Here is a 16,504-nt window from a genome sequence, read left to right as displayed (position 1 = left end):
CCGTTCGGGCTGAGCCTGTCGAAGCCTTGCGCAGCGCTTCGACAGGCTCAGCGTGAACGGTTCGTGGGGTTGCATGTCGGATCAGCGGAAGATGGAGAGAAACCAGGGCGCTTTCGCATAAGCCTCGTTCCTAGTCCCCCTGGAACACAGGCTTTTGCTTGGCCGCAAACGCCTCGTACGCGCGCCGGAAGTCTTCGGTCTGCATGCAGATGGCCTGCGCCTGCGCCTCGGCTTCGATGGCCTGCTCGATGGTCATGCTCCACTCCTGGCTCAGCATGGTCTTGGTCATGCCGTGGGCAAAGGTCGGGCCGTCGGCCAGCGCCCGCGCCGTGGCCTGCACGTTGGCCAGCAGGTCGGCGCTCTCATACAGATCGTTGAAGAAGCCCCAGGCCAGGCCTTCGTGCGCGGTCATCGCGCGGCCGGTGAACAGCAGTTCGCTGGCACGGCCCTGGCCGATCATGCGGGGCAGCAGCGCACAGGCGCCCATGTCGGCACCGGCCAGGCCCACGCGGGTGAACAGGAAGGCGGTCTTGGTCGCTTCGGTGCCGTAGCGCATGTCGCAGGCCAGCGCCATCATCGCGCCCGCACCGGCACAGATGCCGTCGATGGCGCCCAGCACGGGCTGCGGGCAGGCGCGCATGGCCTTGACCAGGTCGCCCGTCATGCGTGTGAACTCCAGCAGCTCGGGCATGGTCATGGTGGTGAGCGGGCCGATGATCTCGTGCACATCGCCGCCCGAACAGAAATTGCCGCCCGCGCCGGTGACGACGATGGCCTTCACGTCGGTGGCAAAGCGCAGCGCGGTGAAGAAGTCGCGCAGCTCCGCATAGCTCTGGAAGGTGAGCGGGTTCTTGCGGTCGGGCCGGTTGAGCGTGACGGTGCCCACGCCGTTGTCAAAGCTCCAGCTGAAGTGTTCGGCCACATAGCTGGCCTGCGGGTTGAACTGCTCGCGCATGGGGTTGCTGGCCCCGATGTAGTGCTTCATTCCGTTGTCTCCAAAGAGTTGTTCTGGGTGTGTTCCTTCACCTTGCCCAGCAGGCGGTACAAGGTGGCGATATCGCGCTCGCCCAGCGTGGCGAAGGCCTCCACGATCCATTGCTCGTGCTGGCGCGCCATGGTGTTGAACTGCTCGCGGCCTTGCGGCGTGAGGCGCACGAGGTATGCGCGGCGGTCGCCTTCCACATCCATGCGCTCCACCAGCCCTTCGGCCACCAACTGGTCGGTAATGCCGGTGATGTTGCCGCTGGTCACCATCATGCGGCGCGACAGCTCCTTCATCTTCATGCCGTCCGGCGCGCGTTCGAGCTGCGCCATCAGGTCAAAGCGCGGCAAGGTGGTGTCGAACTGCGCGCGCAGGTGGCTGCGCACCTGCTTTTCGATGAGCTGGGTGCAGGTGAGCAGGCGCAGCCACAGGCGCAGGGCCTCGGGGTGCTCGCTGGGGGCGGCGCCGTGCAGGCGGGCTTCGAGGTCCATAAGCGGGGTTTACTCGATTGCTGCGATTTTTGTAGCTGATGGCGCTTGACTGGCAAGCGCTGCGGCCTGTTTTTGCTTGGAAACCTCGCGCAGCAGCTGGTCGCGGCCGCTGTGGTACTGCACGGGCCAGTCGGTCTGCGCTGCAGCCTGGGCGCTCAGCTGCGCGGCAGCGTGCAGCGTCCAGGCCGGGTCGGCCAGGTGGGGGCGGGCGATGGCGCACAGGTCGGCGCGGCCGGCGGCGATGATGCTGTTGGCATGGTCGGCTTCGGTGATCGCGCCCACGGCCATGGTGGCAATGCCCACCTCGTTGCGGATGCGGTCGGCAAATGGCGTCTGGTACATGCGGCCATACACCGGGCGCGAGTCGCGCGTGGTCTGGCCGGAGGACACATCGATCAGGTCCGCCCCCGCTGCCTTGAACAAGCGCGCGATGGCGATGGCGTCGTCGGCGGTGTTGCCTTGTCCTTCCTGCAGCCAGTCGTGGGCCGAGATGCGCACGCTCATCGGCTTGTCGGCCGGCCACACGTCGCGCAGCGCGGTGAACACTTCGAGCGGGTAGCGGCAGCGGTGGTCCAGGCTGCCGCCGTAGTCGTCCGTGCGCTGATTGGTGGCGGGGCTCAAAAAGCTGGCCAGCAGGTAGCCATGTGCGCAGTGCAGCTCCAGCCAGTCAAAGCCACAGGCCACGGCGCGGCGGGCGCTGTCTACGAATGCGGCGGTCATCCGGTCCATGTCGGCGCGGGTCATCGCTGCGGGTGTCTGGTTCTGTGCGCCATAGGCGATGGGGCTGGCCGCCAGCAGCGGCCAGTTGCCGGTTTCCAGCGGCTCGTCCGTGCCCTCCCAGCCCACGCGCGTGGAGCCCTTGGGACCGCTGTGGCCCAGCTGCAGGCCGATCTTGGCCGTGCTGCTGCCGTGCACGAACTGCACGATGCGCGCAAAGGCGGCCTGCTGCGCGTCGTTCCACAGCCCCGTGCAGGCAGGGGTGATGCGGCCCTCGGGCGTGGGGCTGGTCATCTCCACCATCACCAGCGCCGCGCCGCCCAGTGCGCGGGCGCCCAGGTGCACCAGGTGGAAGTCCTGCGGCACGCCGTCGACCGCGCTGTAGGTGGCCATGGGGGAGACGACGATGCGGTTCTTGAGCGTGAGGCCTTTGAGCGTGAAGGGCGTGAGCATGGGCGGCACAGCGGCCTTGCCACCTGCGAGCCACGCTTCATAACCTTCCAGCCACGCCGCGTCGCGCAGCCGCAGGTTCTCGTGGCTGATGCGCTGGCTGCGCGTGAGCAGCGAGTACGCGAACTGCTCGACGGGCATGCCGGCATAGCGGCCCACGTTTTCAAACCACTCGGTGCTGTTGCGCGCGGCGTTCTGGATCTTGAGCACCTCCACGCTGCGGCGCGCCTCGTAGTGCTGCAGCACCTCGTCGATGGGCAGGCCGGTGGCGAACTCGTTGGCGAGGTCGATGGCGTCTTCGAGCGCGAGCTTGGTGCCGCTGCCGATGGAGAAATGCGCCGTGTGCGCGGCATCGCCCATCAGCACGATGGGCATCTGCTTGCCGCCGATGGCTTCGCGGTGCACCCAGGTGTTGCAGATCACGCGCGGAAAGCGGATCCAGTTGGCCGAGCCGCGCAGGTGCGTGGCGTTGCTGATGAGCGCGTTGCCGTCCAGATATTTCGCAAACAGCTGTTCGCAAAACGCAATCGCCTCGGGCTGCTCCATCTGGTCCAGGCCGTGGGCCTTCCACACGGCCTCGGGCGTCTCGACGATGAAGGTGGAGGTGTCGGCGTCGAACTGGTAGGCGTGGGCCTGAAACCAGCCGTGCTCGGTCTCTTCGAACGCGAAGGTGAAGGCGTCGAATTTCTTCTTGGTGCCCAGCCACACGAAGCGGCATTGGCGCAGGTCGATGTCGGGCTGGTAGACGCTGGCATAGCGGGTGCGGATGCGGCTGTTCAGGCCGTCGCTGGCGATCACCAGGTCGGCGCCGTAGTGCGCGGCCAGCTGCTGGTCGTCCGACACATCGGTCTCGAACACGAGGTCCACGCCCAGCGCGAGGCACCGGTCCTGCAGGATGTTGAGCAGCCGCTTGCGCCCGATGCCACAAAAACCGTGGCCGCCGGAGCGCACGCTGCGGCCCTTGAAGAACACCTCGATGTCGTCCCAGTGGTTGAACGCATCGCCGATGAGTGCGGCCGTGGGCGCATCGGCTGCGCGCAGGTTGTCCAGCGTCTGGTCACTCAGCACCACGCCCCAGCCGAAGGTGTCGAACGGCCGATTGCGCTCGACCACGGTGATGCGGTGCGCGGGGTTCTGCCGCTTCATCAGCAGCGCGAAATACAGACCGGCGGGGCCGCCGCCAATGCACAGGATGTTCATTCCAAAATAGTTTAGGCCTAAACAAAATGCTGTCAATGGGGCTAACCGCGGGGAACCCGGGGCGGTGTAGGACAGGCGCTGAATCCTGGCTGCGGGTGTTGACGCAGTGCAGCACGCGTCCAAAAATGCGCCGGATGAAGCACTTGCTGCACACCCTGGAGGGGCGGCTGGCGGCCCTGCCGGTGCCCATGGCGGTCCAGCTGCCCGCAGGGCAGCAGCTGGGTGCGCCCGATCCGGCGGTCACGCTGCGCTTTCGCGACCGGCTGGCGCTGGTGGCGCTGGCCACGGGGCAGATCGGCAATGTGGGTGCCGCCATCGTGGAGGGGCGCGTGGCCATCGAAGGGCGCATGCGCGACCTGATGGCCGCAGCAGCAGGCTTGCTGACCCACGACCCCGCGCGCGAGCAGCCTGCGGGCTGGTGGCAGCGGGTGCTGGGCCGGGCCCGGTCGATGGCGGCGCACACGCTGGCCCACGATGCGCGCCACATCCAGTTTCACTACGACCTGTCGGACGCGTTCTATGCGCTCTGGCTGGACCCGCGCCGCGTGTATTCGTGCGCGTATTTCCGCAGCGACGGCATGACCTTGGCCCAGGCGCAGGAGGCCAAGCTCGACCTCATCTGCCGCAAGCTGCGGCTGGCGCCGGGCGAGCGTTTTCTCGACATTGGCGCGGGCTGGGGCGGCCTGCTGTTGTGGGCCGCCGAGCACTATGGGGTGGACGCGACGGGCATCACGCTGTCGCGCAACCAGCACGCGCATGTGCAGCAGCTGATCGAAGAACGTGGCCTGCAGGGCCGTGTGCGTGTGCTGCTGCTGGACTACCGTGAGCTGCAGGCCGAGGCACCCTTCGACAAGATCGCCTCGGTGGGCATGTTCGAACACGTGGGCCGCGCGCAGATGGCGCGCTACTTTGACACCGTGCGGCGCCTGCTGCGCCCCGGCGGCCTCGCGCTGAACCATGGCATCACGGCGGGCGCGGTGGACAACGCGCAGCTGGGCGCGGGCATGGGGGATTTCATCGAGCACTACATCTTTCCGGGCGGGGAGCTGCTGCACGTCAGCGCCGTTCTGCACGACATGGCCCAGGCTGGCCTTGAGATGGTGGACACCGAGAACCTGCGCCCGCACTACGCCCGCACGCTGTGGGAGTGGTCAGACCGTCTGGAAGCACAGCTCACAACCGCACGCGCCGTGCTGCACGCGCAGTACGGGGCAGAGGCCGGAGAGAAGGCGCTGCGCGCCTACCGCCTGTATCTGGCGGGCAGCGCCCTGGGCTTTGAGCGGGGCTGGATGGCCCTGCACCAGGTGCTGGCCGCCCGGCCCGAAGGCGGCGCGGCAGCCGGCGCGATGCCCGGCGCACAATCCGACTACCCGTTCACCCGCGACTACATGTACGCGGCCAATCCTGCGGCTGGAGGTTGAAGTCGTTCCCCTCACGTCACCTCACGCCGTTCCGTTGCTTGTCTTTCCCTTTCTTCCCATCCACCCAACATTGCCACCATGCTCTACAAATTCAAATCCCGCGCCACCGCCGACCTCATCATGCTGGAGCCGCACGGGCGGCAGATCGTGGGCCTGATCGGCAAGGCGCCCGGCCCGAGCGGCATCGTGACCGCTGCGCAGATACCTGCGGCCATCGCCGCGCTGGAAGCCGCTGTGGCCGCCGATGAGGCGCAACCGCCGGCGCAGGAGCCCGGTCAGGACGAGGACACCGCCGCAGAGGACCGCAAGACCACCGTGAGCCTGCGCCAGCGTGCAGCGCCCTTCATCGACATGCTGCGGCGCAGCGCGGCGGAGGACGCGGACGTGGTGTGGGGCGGCTGAAGCGCGGGGCCGCACCCTGCCCATTGAGTACCGGCCGCGCGGCGGACACACGCTGATGCGGTCAATCCACCTTCGCACCCGACGCCTTCACCACCTGCGCCCACTTCGCATGTTCGCTGTCGATGTGTTTGGCGAACTCGGCAGGAGTGATTCCGCCCGGGATGGCACCCTGCGCCATCAGCCGCTCCTTCATGGCCGGTGAGGCCAGCGACTTGGCAACTTCCTGCTGGATGCGGTTGACGATGTCCGGCGGTGTGCCTGCGGGTGCCAGCAGGCCGAACCACGAGCTGGCCTCATAACCCTTGAGCGACGGGCCGCCCGCCTGCTCCACCGTGGGCACGTCGGGCAGCGCGCCCGAGCGCTCGGCGCTGGTCACGGCCAGCGCCGTGAGCTTGCCCGCCTTGATCTGGGCCATGGACGAAGGCAGGTTGTCAAACATCACGTCGGCATTGCCCGCCACCATGTCCATCAACGCCGGGCCCGAGCCCCGGTACGGCAGGTGCAGCATGTAGGTGCCCGTCATGCTCTTGAACAGCTCGCCCGCCAGATGGATGGAGGTGCCGTTGCCGCTGGACGCCATGTTCATCTTGCCGGGATTGCTCTTGGCCACGCGGATGAAATCCTGCACGTTCTTGATGCCCATGGTCTTGGCCTTGTCGGCATTCATCACCATCACATTGGGCACGGCAGCCACCAGCGTGATCGGCACGAAGTCCTTGATGGGGTCGTAGGGCAGCTTGGCATACAGTGCACGGTTGATACCGTGTGTGCCCACCGTGCCCATCAGCAGCGTGTAGCCATCGCCCGGCGACTTGGCGACGATGTCCGCCCCCACGTTGCCGCCCGCGCCTGCGCGGTTGTCCACGATGAACTGCTGGCCCAGCGCATTGCTGAGATCCGGCACCAGCGCCCGCGCCAGGATGTCGGTGGTGCCGCCCGGGGCAAAGGGCACGACGATGCGCACCGGCTTGGTGGGCCAGCCAGCCTGGGCCATGGCGGGCGCGCCCGAGAGCGCAGCGAGCGCTCCGAGTGCAGCGGCAGAAAGCGCAAACACGGCGCGGCGGCGGTGGGGCTGTGCGGGCTGGGTCATGCAGGTCCTTTCATTCCATTCAATAGGTCGTATGTGTGCTCATTGTTTTACGCGCAGTGAGGCGCTTGCGTGCAGGTGGATTACCCGTATCGCGGCGGCGTGCAGCAGGCACGCCATGGCGTCGACATGCGCTGGAGCATCGTCGTTACACCGAAGGGCCACTGTTACGAGCGGTGGCAATCGCCGTGAATGCCCCGCTCCTAAGATCGCGCCGCCAGCGCCCGACAGAGGCCGCTGCGATTCACGGAGGGATTGACACCGGGATTTTTGGCCTGGCCGCTGGAGAGCAATCGCATCCGGCGGGATGTGAAGAACAACACTTTTGGCACGGTGCGGCGCAATGCCGATGGCAGTGCGCGGGATCATCAGGGGTGGGATCTGGTCGCGACACCGCTCACGGCTTGCTATGCGATTGCGGATGGGGTGATCCGTAAGAGCGAGACCACCGACATCGGAGGCCACGGCAAGGTGGTGGCTCTCGAATTCCTCTTCCAAGGTCGCACGCTGTTTGCCTTGTATTCGCACTTGAGCCTCGTGTGTGTAGCGCGAGGAACCCGCGTGACACAGGGAGAGGTCATTGCCTATACGGGAACCACGGGCAACGCAAAGGGCATGAGCGGCGAGGACCAGCATCTGCATTTCGAAATCCGCAATGAATTGGAAGCGGGGCGCGGCCTGAGCGGCCGCGTCGATCCCAAGACGTTGTACGGGAGAGCGCCTCTCGAATATTCCATTGTTGAATCGCATGGACAAAAGCGATTGCTGAGCCCCGGTGCCAACGGGCTCAAGATCAACGCAGCGGATATGCGGCGATGGTAGGCGTCAAAGAAGTCTGCGTGGTGCTAGTTCTCTGCGTCGCGCTGTCGGCCTGCAGCCCCCACAGAAATGACGCTTCTGGCGCTGATGCAGCAGCTTCGCAGTTGATCGGTCTGGAGTATTCGGTGGTTCCGTACAGCGATGTCGTAGCCGAGGGGGTGCCCTGCAAGCGGGTTTCCACTGGCGACGTATGGCAGGGGAACGCGGCGAAGGCGGGCTGGAGCCGGGGCGTGCTGTCGTGCGGTGATGCCGTGCCGTATCTTTTCCTGGAGAATGACGCCGGTTTCACGCAGTACGCAAAGTCTGCTGGCGATCCTCCCGAGCCCTATCCACGCAAAAAAATCCTGGCCGTCCAGAAGCTGCCCAGAGTCGCAAACTTCAGCGAGCAAGCGAAGGGCGATGAGCTCCCAGAGCTTGTTGATTCGTTTGCAGGGCAGTGTGATCTGGACGGCGATCAGAAACGCAGCTTTGTAGCCTTGGTACGGTGGAACGGAGAGGCCCAGGTCCAAGGGCCGCCCGGCATACAAGCCGTCTGGGCATTTGATGTGGATGCCGTGCGTATCGTGCCGGTGAGTCCTGAAAGGGTCACCTGTGAACCGATGTTGATGGATTGAGTGCCTCTGGCAGCTGCGGGTGAGGCTGATGCCTCGCCGCAGCACGTGCACGCTTCCAGATCAATACGCTTCCCAGTCAGAAAGTCTTCAACGACAACCCAGCAAAAAGGCCGTCCACCTCGCGGCAGACGGCCTTTGCATTCGCAGCGGCTGCGGGATGTGCCCGCAGCAGCGAACCTGACGGGGGTCAGTCCGCAAACGTACCCGCAGCCTTGATCACAGCGCCCCACTTGTCGATTTCGGCGGCGACGAACTTCTTGTGCTCGGCGGGCTCGATGCGCTTGTCGGTGATCACCACGGCGCCCAGGCCTTCCTGCTTCTTGATGAAGTCGGGGTCTTTCAGGGCCACCTTGAGGGCTTCGTTGATCTTGCTCACCACGGCGGCGGGCGTGCCCTTGGGGGCGTACAGGCCGTGCCAGATGCTCACGTTGAAGTCCTTCAGGCCCGACTCCGCCAGCGTGGGCAGGTCCTTGAGTGCGGGGGTGCTGAGGCGCTGGGGCGTGGTCACGGCGTAGGCCTTGACCTTCTTGCCTTCGATCTGGGGCGTGGTGTTGGTGGTCTGGTCGCACAGCAGGTCGATCTGGCCGCCGATCAGGTCGGTGATGGCGGGGGCCGTGCCCTTGTAGGGCACGGTGGTCATCTCGACCTTCATCGCGTCCTGGAACATCAGGCCGCACAGGTGCGACGCAGCGCCCAGGCCGGCGTTGCCCAGGTTGATCTTGCCCTTGTTCTGGTTGATCCAGGCCGTCAGCTCCTTCATGTTGTTCGCGGGCATGTTGGGGCGGGCGATCAGCGTCATGGGCACGTCATTGACCATGCCCAGGTATTCGAAGTCGTTGGGCACGCTGAACGCGAGCTTGCGGTACAGCGCGGGCATGGTGGACATGCCGATGTGGTTGAGCAGCAGGGTGTAGCCGTCGGGCGTGGCGCGGGCCACGCGCGCGGCGCCGATGGAGCTGCCGGCACCGGCGGTGTTGTCCACCACCACGCTCACGCCCAGGGGCTTGCGCATGGCTTCGGCCAGGTCGCGGGCCACGCGGTCGGTGGGGCCGCCGGCGGCAAAGGGCACCACGATGGTGACGGTCTTGTCCTTGGCAGGGAAGTCCTGCGCGGTGGCACCGAAAGCGGCGGCTGCGGCGGCAGCGATCAGTGCGAGTTTCAGCATTTTTTTCATGGGAGCTCCTGTGAAAGACGGGCCATGATAGCCAGGGGGTCTGACACGAACATTGCGGATAGTACGTAGCCCACGGGCAGCATGGTCTTTAAGAAAAAAACCCGCGCAGCGCTTGCTGATAAAGACTTTGATGCTACTAAAAAGTGAGTTTTACTAGGGTAAATACTGCGCCGCGCAGCGTCGCCGCCCCGGGCGCTTCAGCGGGGGGCCGGGCACTGCTTTTTCGCACGGCCACGCGCTCAGCGGTAGCTGCGCGCGTCCTCGATCACCTTGCCGTCGTTGGGCAGACTGCCCGGCGGCAGCATCTGCACCTCGCCGCGCAGCTTGGTCACTTCGCGGATGGCGTCGGAGAGCTGCCGGGCCAGGCCCTCGGCGGTCTCTGTCGTCTCCACCTGCAGCACCATCTGGTCGTTGGCCATCTCGCCGCTGACGACGAGGCGAGCGCGCTGCACCTGCGGAAAGCGCCGTGCGATGGTGGCGACCTGGCCCGGGTGCACAAACATGCCGCGCACCTTGGTGGTCTGGTCGGCCCGGCCCATCCAGCCCTTGATGCGGGTGTTGGTGCGGCCCGTGGGGCAGGCGCCGGGCAGCACAGCTGACAGGTCGCCGGTGCCGAAGCGCACGAGCGGGTAGTCGGGGTTGAGCGTGGTCACCACCAGCTCGCCCACCTCGCCTTCGGGCACCGGGTCGCCGGTGCCGGGGCGCACGATCTCCACGATCACGCCTTCGTCCAGCACCAGGCCTTCGCGCGCCTGCGTCTCGTAGGCGATCAGGCCCAGGTCGGCCGTGGCGTAACACTGGTAGCCCGCAATGCCGCGCTCGGCAAACCAGTCGCGCAGGCTGGGCGGAAAGGCCTCACCCGAGACCAGCGCCTTGGTCACGCTGGGCAGGGCCACGCCCATCTCGGCCGCCTTCTCGACAATGATCTTGAGAAAGCTGGGCGTGCCGATGTAACCCGCCGGCTTGAGCTCGGCCATGGCCTGCACCTGCTGCTCGGTCTGGCCCGTGCCACCGGCAAACACCGTGCAGCCCAGCGCGTGGGCGCCGGTTTCCATCATCGAGCCCGCGGGCACGAAGTGGTAGCTGAAGCTGTTGTGGATCAGCTCGCCGCTGCGAAATCCGGCCGAGTGGATCGCGCGGGCCATGCGCCAGTAGTCGCGCCGCGTGCCCTCGGGCTCGTAGATGGTGCCGGGGCTGGCAAACACGCGCGGCATGCCCGCGCCAAAACCCAGCGCGCTGAAGCCGCCAAACACGCTGGCGGCACGGCCGGCCTGCTGGCGCTCCAGCAGCTCGTGCTTGCGCGTAACGGGCAACTGCGCCAGCGCCGCACGGCTGGTGACCGCGCCCGCGTCCACCCCGGCCAGGATGCCGGCGAAGGCCGGCGAGGCCTGCTGCGCATGCGCCACCTGGGCGGGCAGGGCGGCCAGCAGCGCCGCCTCGCGCGCGGCCGGGTCGCGGGTTTCCAGGGCGTCATAAAACGTGCTCATGCCTGGGGTTCCTTGTGAGGTGGTTTGATATGAAATTAGCCTCTAGCGCTTATCCATCAAGCGCTAGCAGCTATGAAATCAGGAGTGACGTGTCCAACGTTTGAAAAGGTGCAAGGCCGTAACGCCAGCGCTGCCCGATACCCGTGCCACCGCGCAAGGGCCGCCCCGCCGCGCTGGTGGCGTTCCCCCTTGGGGGGGAAGGCGCCGAAGGCGACACAGGGGGGCTACGCCAACCAGCGCTTGCGCCGCTTGTAGCTTTTGACATCCTTGAAGCTCTTGCGCTCGCCGCCGCCCATGCCCAGATAGAACTCCTTCACGTCCTCGTTGTTGGCCAGCTCGCTGGCGGCGCCGTCCATCACCACGCGGCCGCTTTCCATGATGTAGCCGTAGTCCGAATATTTGAGCGCCATGTTGGTGTTCTGCTCGGCCAGCAAAAAGGTCACCTTTTCCTTCTTGTTCAGGTCCTGCACGATGTTGAACACTTCTTCCACGATCTGCGGCGCCAGGCCCATGGAGGGCTCGTCCAGCAGCACCATGCTGGGGTTGGCCATCAGCGCGCGGCCGATGGCGCACATCTGCTGCTCGCCGCCGGAGGTGTAGGCCGCCTGCGAGGTGCGCCGCGTCTTCAGGCGCGGAAAGTAGTTGTAGACCTTCTCCAGGTTGGCCGCGATCTCGGCCTTGCTGGTGCGGGTGTAGCTGCCGGTCATCAGGTTCTCTTCGATGGTCAGGTGGGCAAAGCAGTGCCGCCCCTCCATCACCTGCACCACGCCGCGCTGCACCAGCTCGGCGGGCGACAGGTTCTCGATGCGCTCGCCGCGCAGCTCGATGCTGCCCTTGGTCACCTCGCCGCGCTCGCCCTTGAGCAGGTTGGACACCGCGCGCAGCGTGGTCGTCTTGCCCGCGCCGTTGCCCCCGAGGATGGCCACGATGGAGCCCTCGGGCACCTGCAGCGAAACGCCCTTGAGCACCAGGATCACGTGGTTGTAGATGACCTCGATGCCGTTGACGTTGAGAACGATGTTTTTTGAGTCCATGGTGTTGCCTTCGCTGTGCCAATCCAAAGAGCTGTTGATTCACCGCTGAGCCGGCATCGCAGAACCGGGCCTGTCCGTTCTGGCTGAGCCTGTCGAAGCCTTGCGCGGCGCTTCGACAAGCTCAGCGTGAACGGTTCGGGGGCGATTCATGCCGACTCAACACGCAACTCTTTGGATTGGCGGCTGCCCCAGAAGGAGCAACCACCCATCACTGGCCGCAAACACTGTCGCAGCCCAATACCAGGACCACCGCGCAAGGGTCGCCCCGCCGCGCTGGTGGCGTCCCCCTTCCCGAATCGCGCGGCGATTCGAGAGAAGGGGCTGAGGGCCGCGGCTCCAAGCCTGCCTGCGCAGGCTTGGACGGTCCGAAGAGCTGTCGCCTCTGGCGACCAGCACCGAGCGGCAAAGCGCCTCAGGGGGATGCACCGAATCAAGACTGGCAGTCCTCAGGAGTCCGAGGCGTCAGCTTCTTCTCGGCCGCGTACTTGGCCGCCGTGGCCTTCACCATGGGCTTGATGATCTGTTCATCGGCCTGCAGCCAGTCGGAGGTGAACTTCCAGGCCTTGCCGTCCCAGGTGTGGATGCGGGCCCAGGCCGCGCCCATGTGGTCGGTGCACGAGGTGCTGATGGGGCGCATCACGCCTGCAAAGCCCAGCGCGTCGAGCTTGGGTTGCGTGAGGTTCAGGTTTTCCAGGCCCCAGCGCACCTGCTCGCCGGTCATGACCTTGCCCTTGCCGAAGCGGTCTTGCGCAGCGCGGATGCCTTCCACGCCCAGCATCGCGCTCATGGCGCCGCGCATGTACAGCACCTGGCCCACTTCGTCCTTGGGGCCCGTGCCCTGGCCCTTGTCGTGCAGCATGGCCAGCACGTCCTTCACCAGCTTGGACTGGGGCTCGGCGCCGTGCTGCATGGTCACGGCGTTGTAGCCCTTGGCGCCATCGGCCACGTCCTTCACGTCGGGCTCGGCACCGGCCCACCACACGCCGTACATCTTCTCGCGCGGGTAGCCGGTGGCCTGGGCTTCCTTGATGGCGGTGGAGTTCATCACGCCCCAGCCCCACAGCGCCACGTAGTCGGGGCGCGCCTGGCGGATCTGCAGCCAGGTGGCCTTTTGCTCCACGCCGGGCGCCGTCACGGGCAGCAGCTGCAGGTCAAAGCCGTGCATCTTGGAGCGCTCCTGCATCAGAGGGATCGGCTCCTTGCCGTAGGGGCTGTCGTGGTAGACCAGCGCGATCTTCTTGCCCTTGAGCTTGTCCAGGCCGCCTTCCTTCTTGGCAATGGCCTGGATGATGGCGTCCGCGGCCACCCAGTAGGTGCCGGCGATGGGGAAGTTCCACTTGAACACGCTGCCGTCCGCACTCTCCGAGCGGCCATAGCCAATCGTCACGACCGGGATCTTGTCGTTGGGCGCCTTTTCGGTGATGGCAAAGGTGGCGCCGGTGGACAGCGGCTGCACGAAGGACGCGCCCTTGCCCTTCAGGCGCTCGTAGCACTCCACGCTGCGGGCCGTGTCGTAGCCGGTCTCGCATTCCTCGAACGACAGCTTCACGCCATTGATGCCGCCGCGCGCGTTCACCAGCTTGAGGTAGTCGACGTAGCCATTGGCCCAGGGCGCGCCATTGGGGCCGTAGGGGCCCGTGCGGTACGACAGCACCGGGATGAACTGCTCCTTGGCTTGCGCGAAGGCGCTGGTGCCCACCGCCGAGGCGCCAGCGGCGACCACCGCGGCTGCGATCACGAGTTTCGAAAGCTTCATGGATGTCTCCTTTGGATGAATGTGTTGAAGCACGGGGGGAATCAATGGGGGAAGGGCCACAGCCGCAGCTTTTGCTTGCCGATGGACCAGAGCTTGGCGAGGCCGTGCGGCTCGACGATCAGGAACCACACGATCAGGCCGCCAAAAATCATCAGCTCGGCATGCGAGACGCCTGCGGTGGAAATGCTGATGCCGAACAGGCCCAGGAACAGCGGCAGGAACTGGTTCAGCGCGATGGGCAGTACCACGATGAAGGCGGCCCCGAAGAAGCTGCCCATGATGGAGCCCAGCCCGCCGATGATCACCATGAACAGCAGGCGGAACGACATGTCCACCGAGAACGCGCCGGGCTCCCAGGCGCCCAGGTACACAAACGCCCACAGCCCGCCGGCCACGCCGATGATGAAGGAGCTGACGGCAAACGCGCTGAGCTTGGCGTACATGGGACGGATGCCGATCACCGACGCCGCCACGTCCATGTCGCGGATGGCCATCCACTCGCGGCCGATGGCGCCGCGCACCAGGTTCTTGGCCAGGAGGGCCACCACCGCAAGAATCGCCAGGCAGAACAGGTACTTGCTGGTATCGCTTTCGATGGGCATGCCGAACACCTGCAGGTTGGACACCGACACCGAGCCCGAAGGCGTGTCGAGCGTGAACCAGCGGATGCGCAAAAACATCCAGTCGCTGAAGAACTGCGCGGCCAGCGTGGCCACGGCCAGGTACAGCCCCTTCACCCGCAGGCTCGGCAGCCCGAACAGGATGCCGAAGAACGTGGCGCACAGCCCGCCCAGGATCAGCGCCGGCACCAGCGGCATGCCCGGGACGCGCACGAAGAAGTTGTAGGCGCCATAGGCCCCCACGGCCATGAAGGCGCCCGAGCCCAGCGAGATCTGCCCGCAGTAGCCCACCAGGATGTTCACCCCCAGCGCCGCCAGCGACATGATCACGAACGGGATCAGGATGGCGCGGAAGAAATAATCGCTGGCCAGAGCAGGTACGACCAGGAAGGCAAACGCCAGCAGCAGCAGAACGGCGATGCGGTCCTGTGCAATGGGGAAGATCTGCTGGTCGGCCCGGTAGCTGGTCTTGAACTGGCCGTTTTCGCGGTAGAGCATGGTTTTGGTCTCTCAATGATTTTTTAGCTACGACACGCTTCGCTTAACTTTGCTTTGCAAAGTTAGTCTTCGCTGAAAGCTCATCCTTCGCCTGCGGCGAAGAACCCTTCGGGTTGATCGCGTATTTCATACGCGATCGATGATCTTTTCCCCAAACAGACCTTGAGGCCTGAAGAGAAGGAAAACCAGCGCCAGCGCATACGCAAACCAGATCTCGATGCCCCCGCCCACGTACGGGCCCAGGTACACCTCCGACAGCTTCTCGCCCACGCCGATGATCAGCCCGCCGATGATGGCGCCGGGCACGGACGTGAGGCCGCCCAGGATCACCACCGGCAGCGCGCGCAGCGCCACCGTGGCCAGCGAGAACTGCACGCCCAGCTTGCTGCCCCAGATCATCCCGGCCACCAGGGCCACCACGCCGGCCACGCACCACACGATCACCCAGATGCGGTTGAGCGGGATGCCGATGGACTGTGCGGCCTGGTGGTCGTCGGCCACGGCGCGCAGCGCGCGGCCGGTGGAGGTCTTCTGGAAGAACATCGACAGGGCCACCACCAGCGCGGCGGCAATGGCGGCGGCGATCACGTCTTCCTTGTTGATCAGGATGCCGCCCTGGAACATGTTCTCGAGCGCAAACATCGGTTCCTTGGGCATGCCGATGTCGATCTTGTAGATGTCGCCGCCGAAGATGGTCTGGCCCAGGCCTTCCATGAAGTAGGTGATGCCCAGCGTGGCCATGAGCAGCGTGGCGCCCTCCTGGTTCACCAGGTGGCGCAGCACCAGCCGCTCGATCACCCAGGCCACCACGAACATCACGGCACCCGCGATCAGAAACGCGATCAGGTTGGCTGCGATCTTGCTCTCAAGCCCCGTCCATGCCGGCACCCATTCGGCAAAGCGCGCCATGGCCAGGGCGGCAAACAGCACCATCGCCCCCTGCGCAAAGTTGAACACGCCCGAGGCCTTGTAGATCAGCACAAAGCCCAGCGCCACCAGCGAATACAGCATGCCGGCCATCAGGCCGCCCAGCAGTGTTTCCAGAAAAAATCCCATTTTTATGTCTCCTGCGCGGTCGGGGGCTTCAGTGGCTGGTGCCCAGGTAGGCGCTGATCACGTCTTCGTTGCTGCGCACCTCGTCGGGCGTGCCGTCGCCGATCTTCTTGCCGTAGTCGAGCACCACCACGCGGTCGCTGATGTCCATCACCACGCCCATGTCGTGCTCGATGAGCACGATGGTGGTGCCGAACTCGTCGTTCACGTCCAGGATGAAGCGGCACATGTCCTGCTTCTCTTCCACGTTCATGCCGGCCATGGGTTCATCGAGCAGCAGCACCTGCGGCTCCATGGCGAGAGCCCGGCCCAGGTCCACGCGCTTTTGCAGGCCGTAGGGCAGCTGGCCCACGGGGGTCTTGCGGTAGGCCTGGATTTCGAGGAAGTCGATGATGTGCTCGACCTTCTCGCGGTGGGCGATCTCCTCGCGCTCGGCAGGGCCCCAGCGCAGGGCCTGCAAGAGCAGGTTGCTTTTGATCTTGAGGTTGCGGCCGGTCATGATGTTGTCGATCACGCTCATGCCCTTGAACAGCGCCAGGTTCTGGAAGGTGCGCGCCACGCCCATCTCGGCCACCTGGCGCGAGTTCATGTGCGAGAACGTCTTGCCGCGGAAGGTGATCTTGCCTTCCTGCGGCGTGTACACGCCGTTGATGCAGTTGAGCATCGAGCTCTTGCCCGCGCCGTTGGGGCCGATGATGC

15 protein-coding genes are annotated in these 16,504 nt (G+C 65.6%); 4 read left to right on the top strand and 11 right to left on the bottom strand.

Annotated elements, in window-relative coordinates; all coding sequences use genetic code 11:
- Positions 1-130: 130 nt before the first annotated feature.
- Genes ACOQFS_RS13245 through ACOQFS_RS13235 form a run of 3 tightly spaced genes read right to left on the bottom strand, consistent with a single transcriptional unit; the run spans position 131 to position 3,840 of the window.
- Positions 131-985, bottom strand: coding sequence for an enoyl-CoA hydratase family protein (locus ACOQFS_RS13245; protein ID WP_421563330.1), 855 nt, complete (start codon positions 983-985; stop codon positions 131-133).
- On the bottom strand, positions 982-1,473 hold the full coding sequence (locus ACOQFS_RS13240) for a MarR family winged helix-turn-helix transcriptional regulator (RefSeq protein WP_228897525.1): 492 nt from the start codon (positions 1,471-1,473) through the stop codon (positions 982-984). The genes ACOQFS_RS13245 and ACOQFS_RS13240 overlap by 4 nt, the downstream gene beginning before the upstream one ends.
- A gap of 9 nt (positions 1,474-1,482) precedes the next feature.
- The gene (locus ACOQFS_RS13235) at positions 1,483-3,840 is read right to left on the bottom strand and encodes a bifunctional salicylyl-CoA 5-hydroxylase/oxidoreductase (protein WP_421563329.1); all 2,358 of its coding nucleotides are present in this window, start codon (positions 3,838-3,840) and stop codon (positions 1,483-1,485) included.
- A gap of 134 nt (positions 3,841-3,974) precedes the next feature.
- On the opposite strand from ACOQFS_RS13235, the gene ACOQFS_RS13230 reads away from it, so the two are divergent.
- Both ACOQFS_RS13230 and ACOQFS_RS13225 read left to right on the top strand, forming a co-directional pair.
- Positions 3,975-5,261, top strand: a complete 1,287-nt coding sequence (locus ACOQFS_RS13230) for a class I SAM-dependent methyltransferase (RefSeq protein WP_421563328.1) — start codon at positions 3,975-3,977, stop codon at positions 5,259-5,261.
- Between the two features lie 78 nt (positions 5,262-5,339).
- Positions 5,340-5,663: a DUF1840 domain-containing protein gene (locus ACOQFS_RS13225; protein ID WP_421563327.1), complete on the top strand. Its 324-nt coding sequence runs from the start codon at positions 5,340-5,342 to the stop codon at positions 5,661-5,663.
- A 61-nt stretch (positions 5,664-5,724) separates the two neighbouring features.
- On the opposite strand, the gene ACOQFS_RS13220 is transcribed toward ACOQFS_RS13225, so the two are convergent.
- Entirely contained in the window at positions 5,725-6,753 is a 1,029-nt protein-coding gene (locus tag ACOQFS_RS13220) for a Bug family tripartite tricarboxylate transporter substrate binding protein (RefSeq protein WP_421563326.1), read from the bottom strand.
- A gap of 267 nt (positions 6,754-7,020) precedes the next feature.
- Between ACOQFS_RS13220 and ACOQFS_RS13215 the strand changes: the two genes are divergently transcribed.
- Both ACOQFS_RS13215 and ACOQFS_RS13210 read left to right on the top strand, forming a co-directional pair.
- On the top strand, positions 7,021-7,572 hold the full coding sequence (locus ACOQFS_RS13215; RefSeq protein WP_421563325.1) for a M23 family metallopeptidase: 552 nt from the start codon (positions 7,021-7,023) through the stop codon (positions 7,570-7,572).
- Positions 7,566-8,183: a hypothetical protein gene (locus ACOQFS_RS13210; RefSeq protein WP_421563324.1), complete on the top strand. Its 618-nt coding sequence runs from the start codon at positions 7,566-7,568 to the stop codon at positions 8,181-8,183. Before ACOQFS_RS13215 ends, ACOQFS_RS13210 begins: the two co-directional genes overlap by 7 nt.
- A 187-nt stretch (positions 8,184-8,370) precedes the next feature.
- Here the strand turns inward: ACOQFS_RS13210 and ACOQFS_RS13205 are convergent, their stop codons facing one another.
- From ACOQFS_RS13205 to ACOQFS_RS13175, 7 genes are all read right to left on the bottom strand, one after another.
- Complete coding sequence (locus ACOQFS_RS13205) at positions 8,371-9,357, bottom strand: tripartite tricarboxylate transporter substrate-binding protein (protein WP_421563323.1); 987 nt, start codon at positions 9,355-9,357, stop codon at positions 8,371-8,373.
- 239 nt (positions 9,358-9,596) lie between these two features.
- Positions 9,597-10,844: a phenylacetate--CoA ligase family protein gene (locus tag ACOQFS_RS13200; protein WP_421563322.1), complete on the bottom strand. Its 1,248-nt coding sequence runs from the start codon at positions 10,842-10,844 to the stop codon at positions 9,597-9,599.
- A gap of 224 nt (positions 10,845-11,068) precedes the next feature.
- Positions 11,069-11,878 (bottom strand): ABC transporter ATP-binding protein, encoded by an 810-nt coding sequence (locus ACOQFS_RS13195; RefSeq protein WP_421563321.1) that lies wholly within the window; start codon positions 11,876-11,878, stop codon positions 11,069-11,071.
- Positions 11,879-12,308: 430 nt separating this feature from the next.
- A complete protein-coding gene (locus tag ACOQFS_RS13190) occupies positions 12,309-13,634 on the bottom strand; it encodes an ABC transporter substrate-binding protein (RefSeq protein WP_421563320.1) in 1,326 nt (441 codons plus the stop codon).
- 41 nt (positions 13,635-13,675) lie between these two features.
- Positions 13,676-14,752 carry a branched-chain amino acid ABC transporter permease gene (locus ACOQFS_RS13185; RefSeq protein ID WP_421563319.1) on the bottom strand — a complete coding sequence of 359 codons (1,077 nt, stop codon included), beginning with the start codon at positions 14,750-14,752 and terminating at the stop codon, positions 13,676-13,678.
- Between the two features lie 126 nt (positions 14,753-14,878).
- Positions 14,879-15,808, bottom strand: coding sequence for a branched-chain amino acid ABC transporter permease (locus ACOQFS_RS13180; protein ID WP_421563318.1), 930 nt, complete (start codon positions 15,806-15,808; stop codon positions 14,879-14,881).
- A 28-nt stretch (positions 15,809-15,836) separates the two neighbouring features.
- Positions 15,837-16,504: ABC transporter ATP-binding protein (locus ACOQFS_RS13175; RefSeq protein ID WP_421563317.1), on the bottom strand; the 668-nt coding region annotated here is incomplete at its 5' end.

Source organism: Paracidovorax sp. MALMAid1276 (assembly GCF_049198005.1).
Lineage (GTDB): Bacteria > Pseudomonadota > Gammaproteobacteria > Burkholderiales > Burkholderiaceae_C > Acidovorax.
Note: the sequence above shows the minus strand (reverse complement) of the source record. Positions and strands in the feature narration are given on the sequence as shown.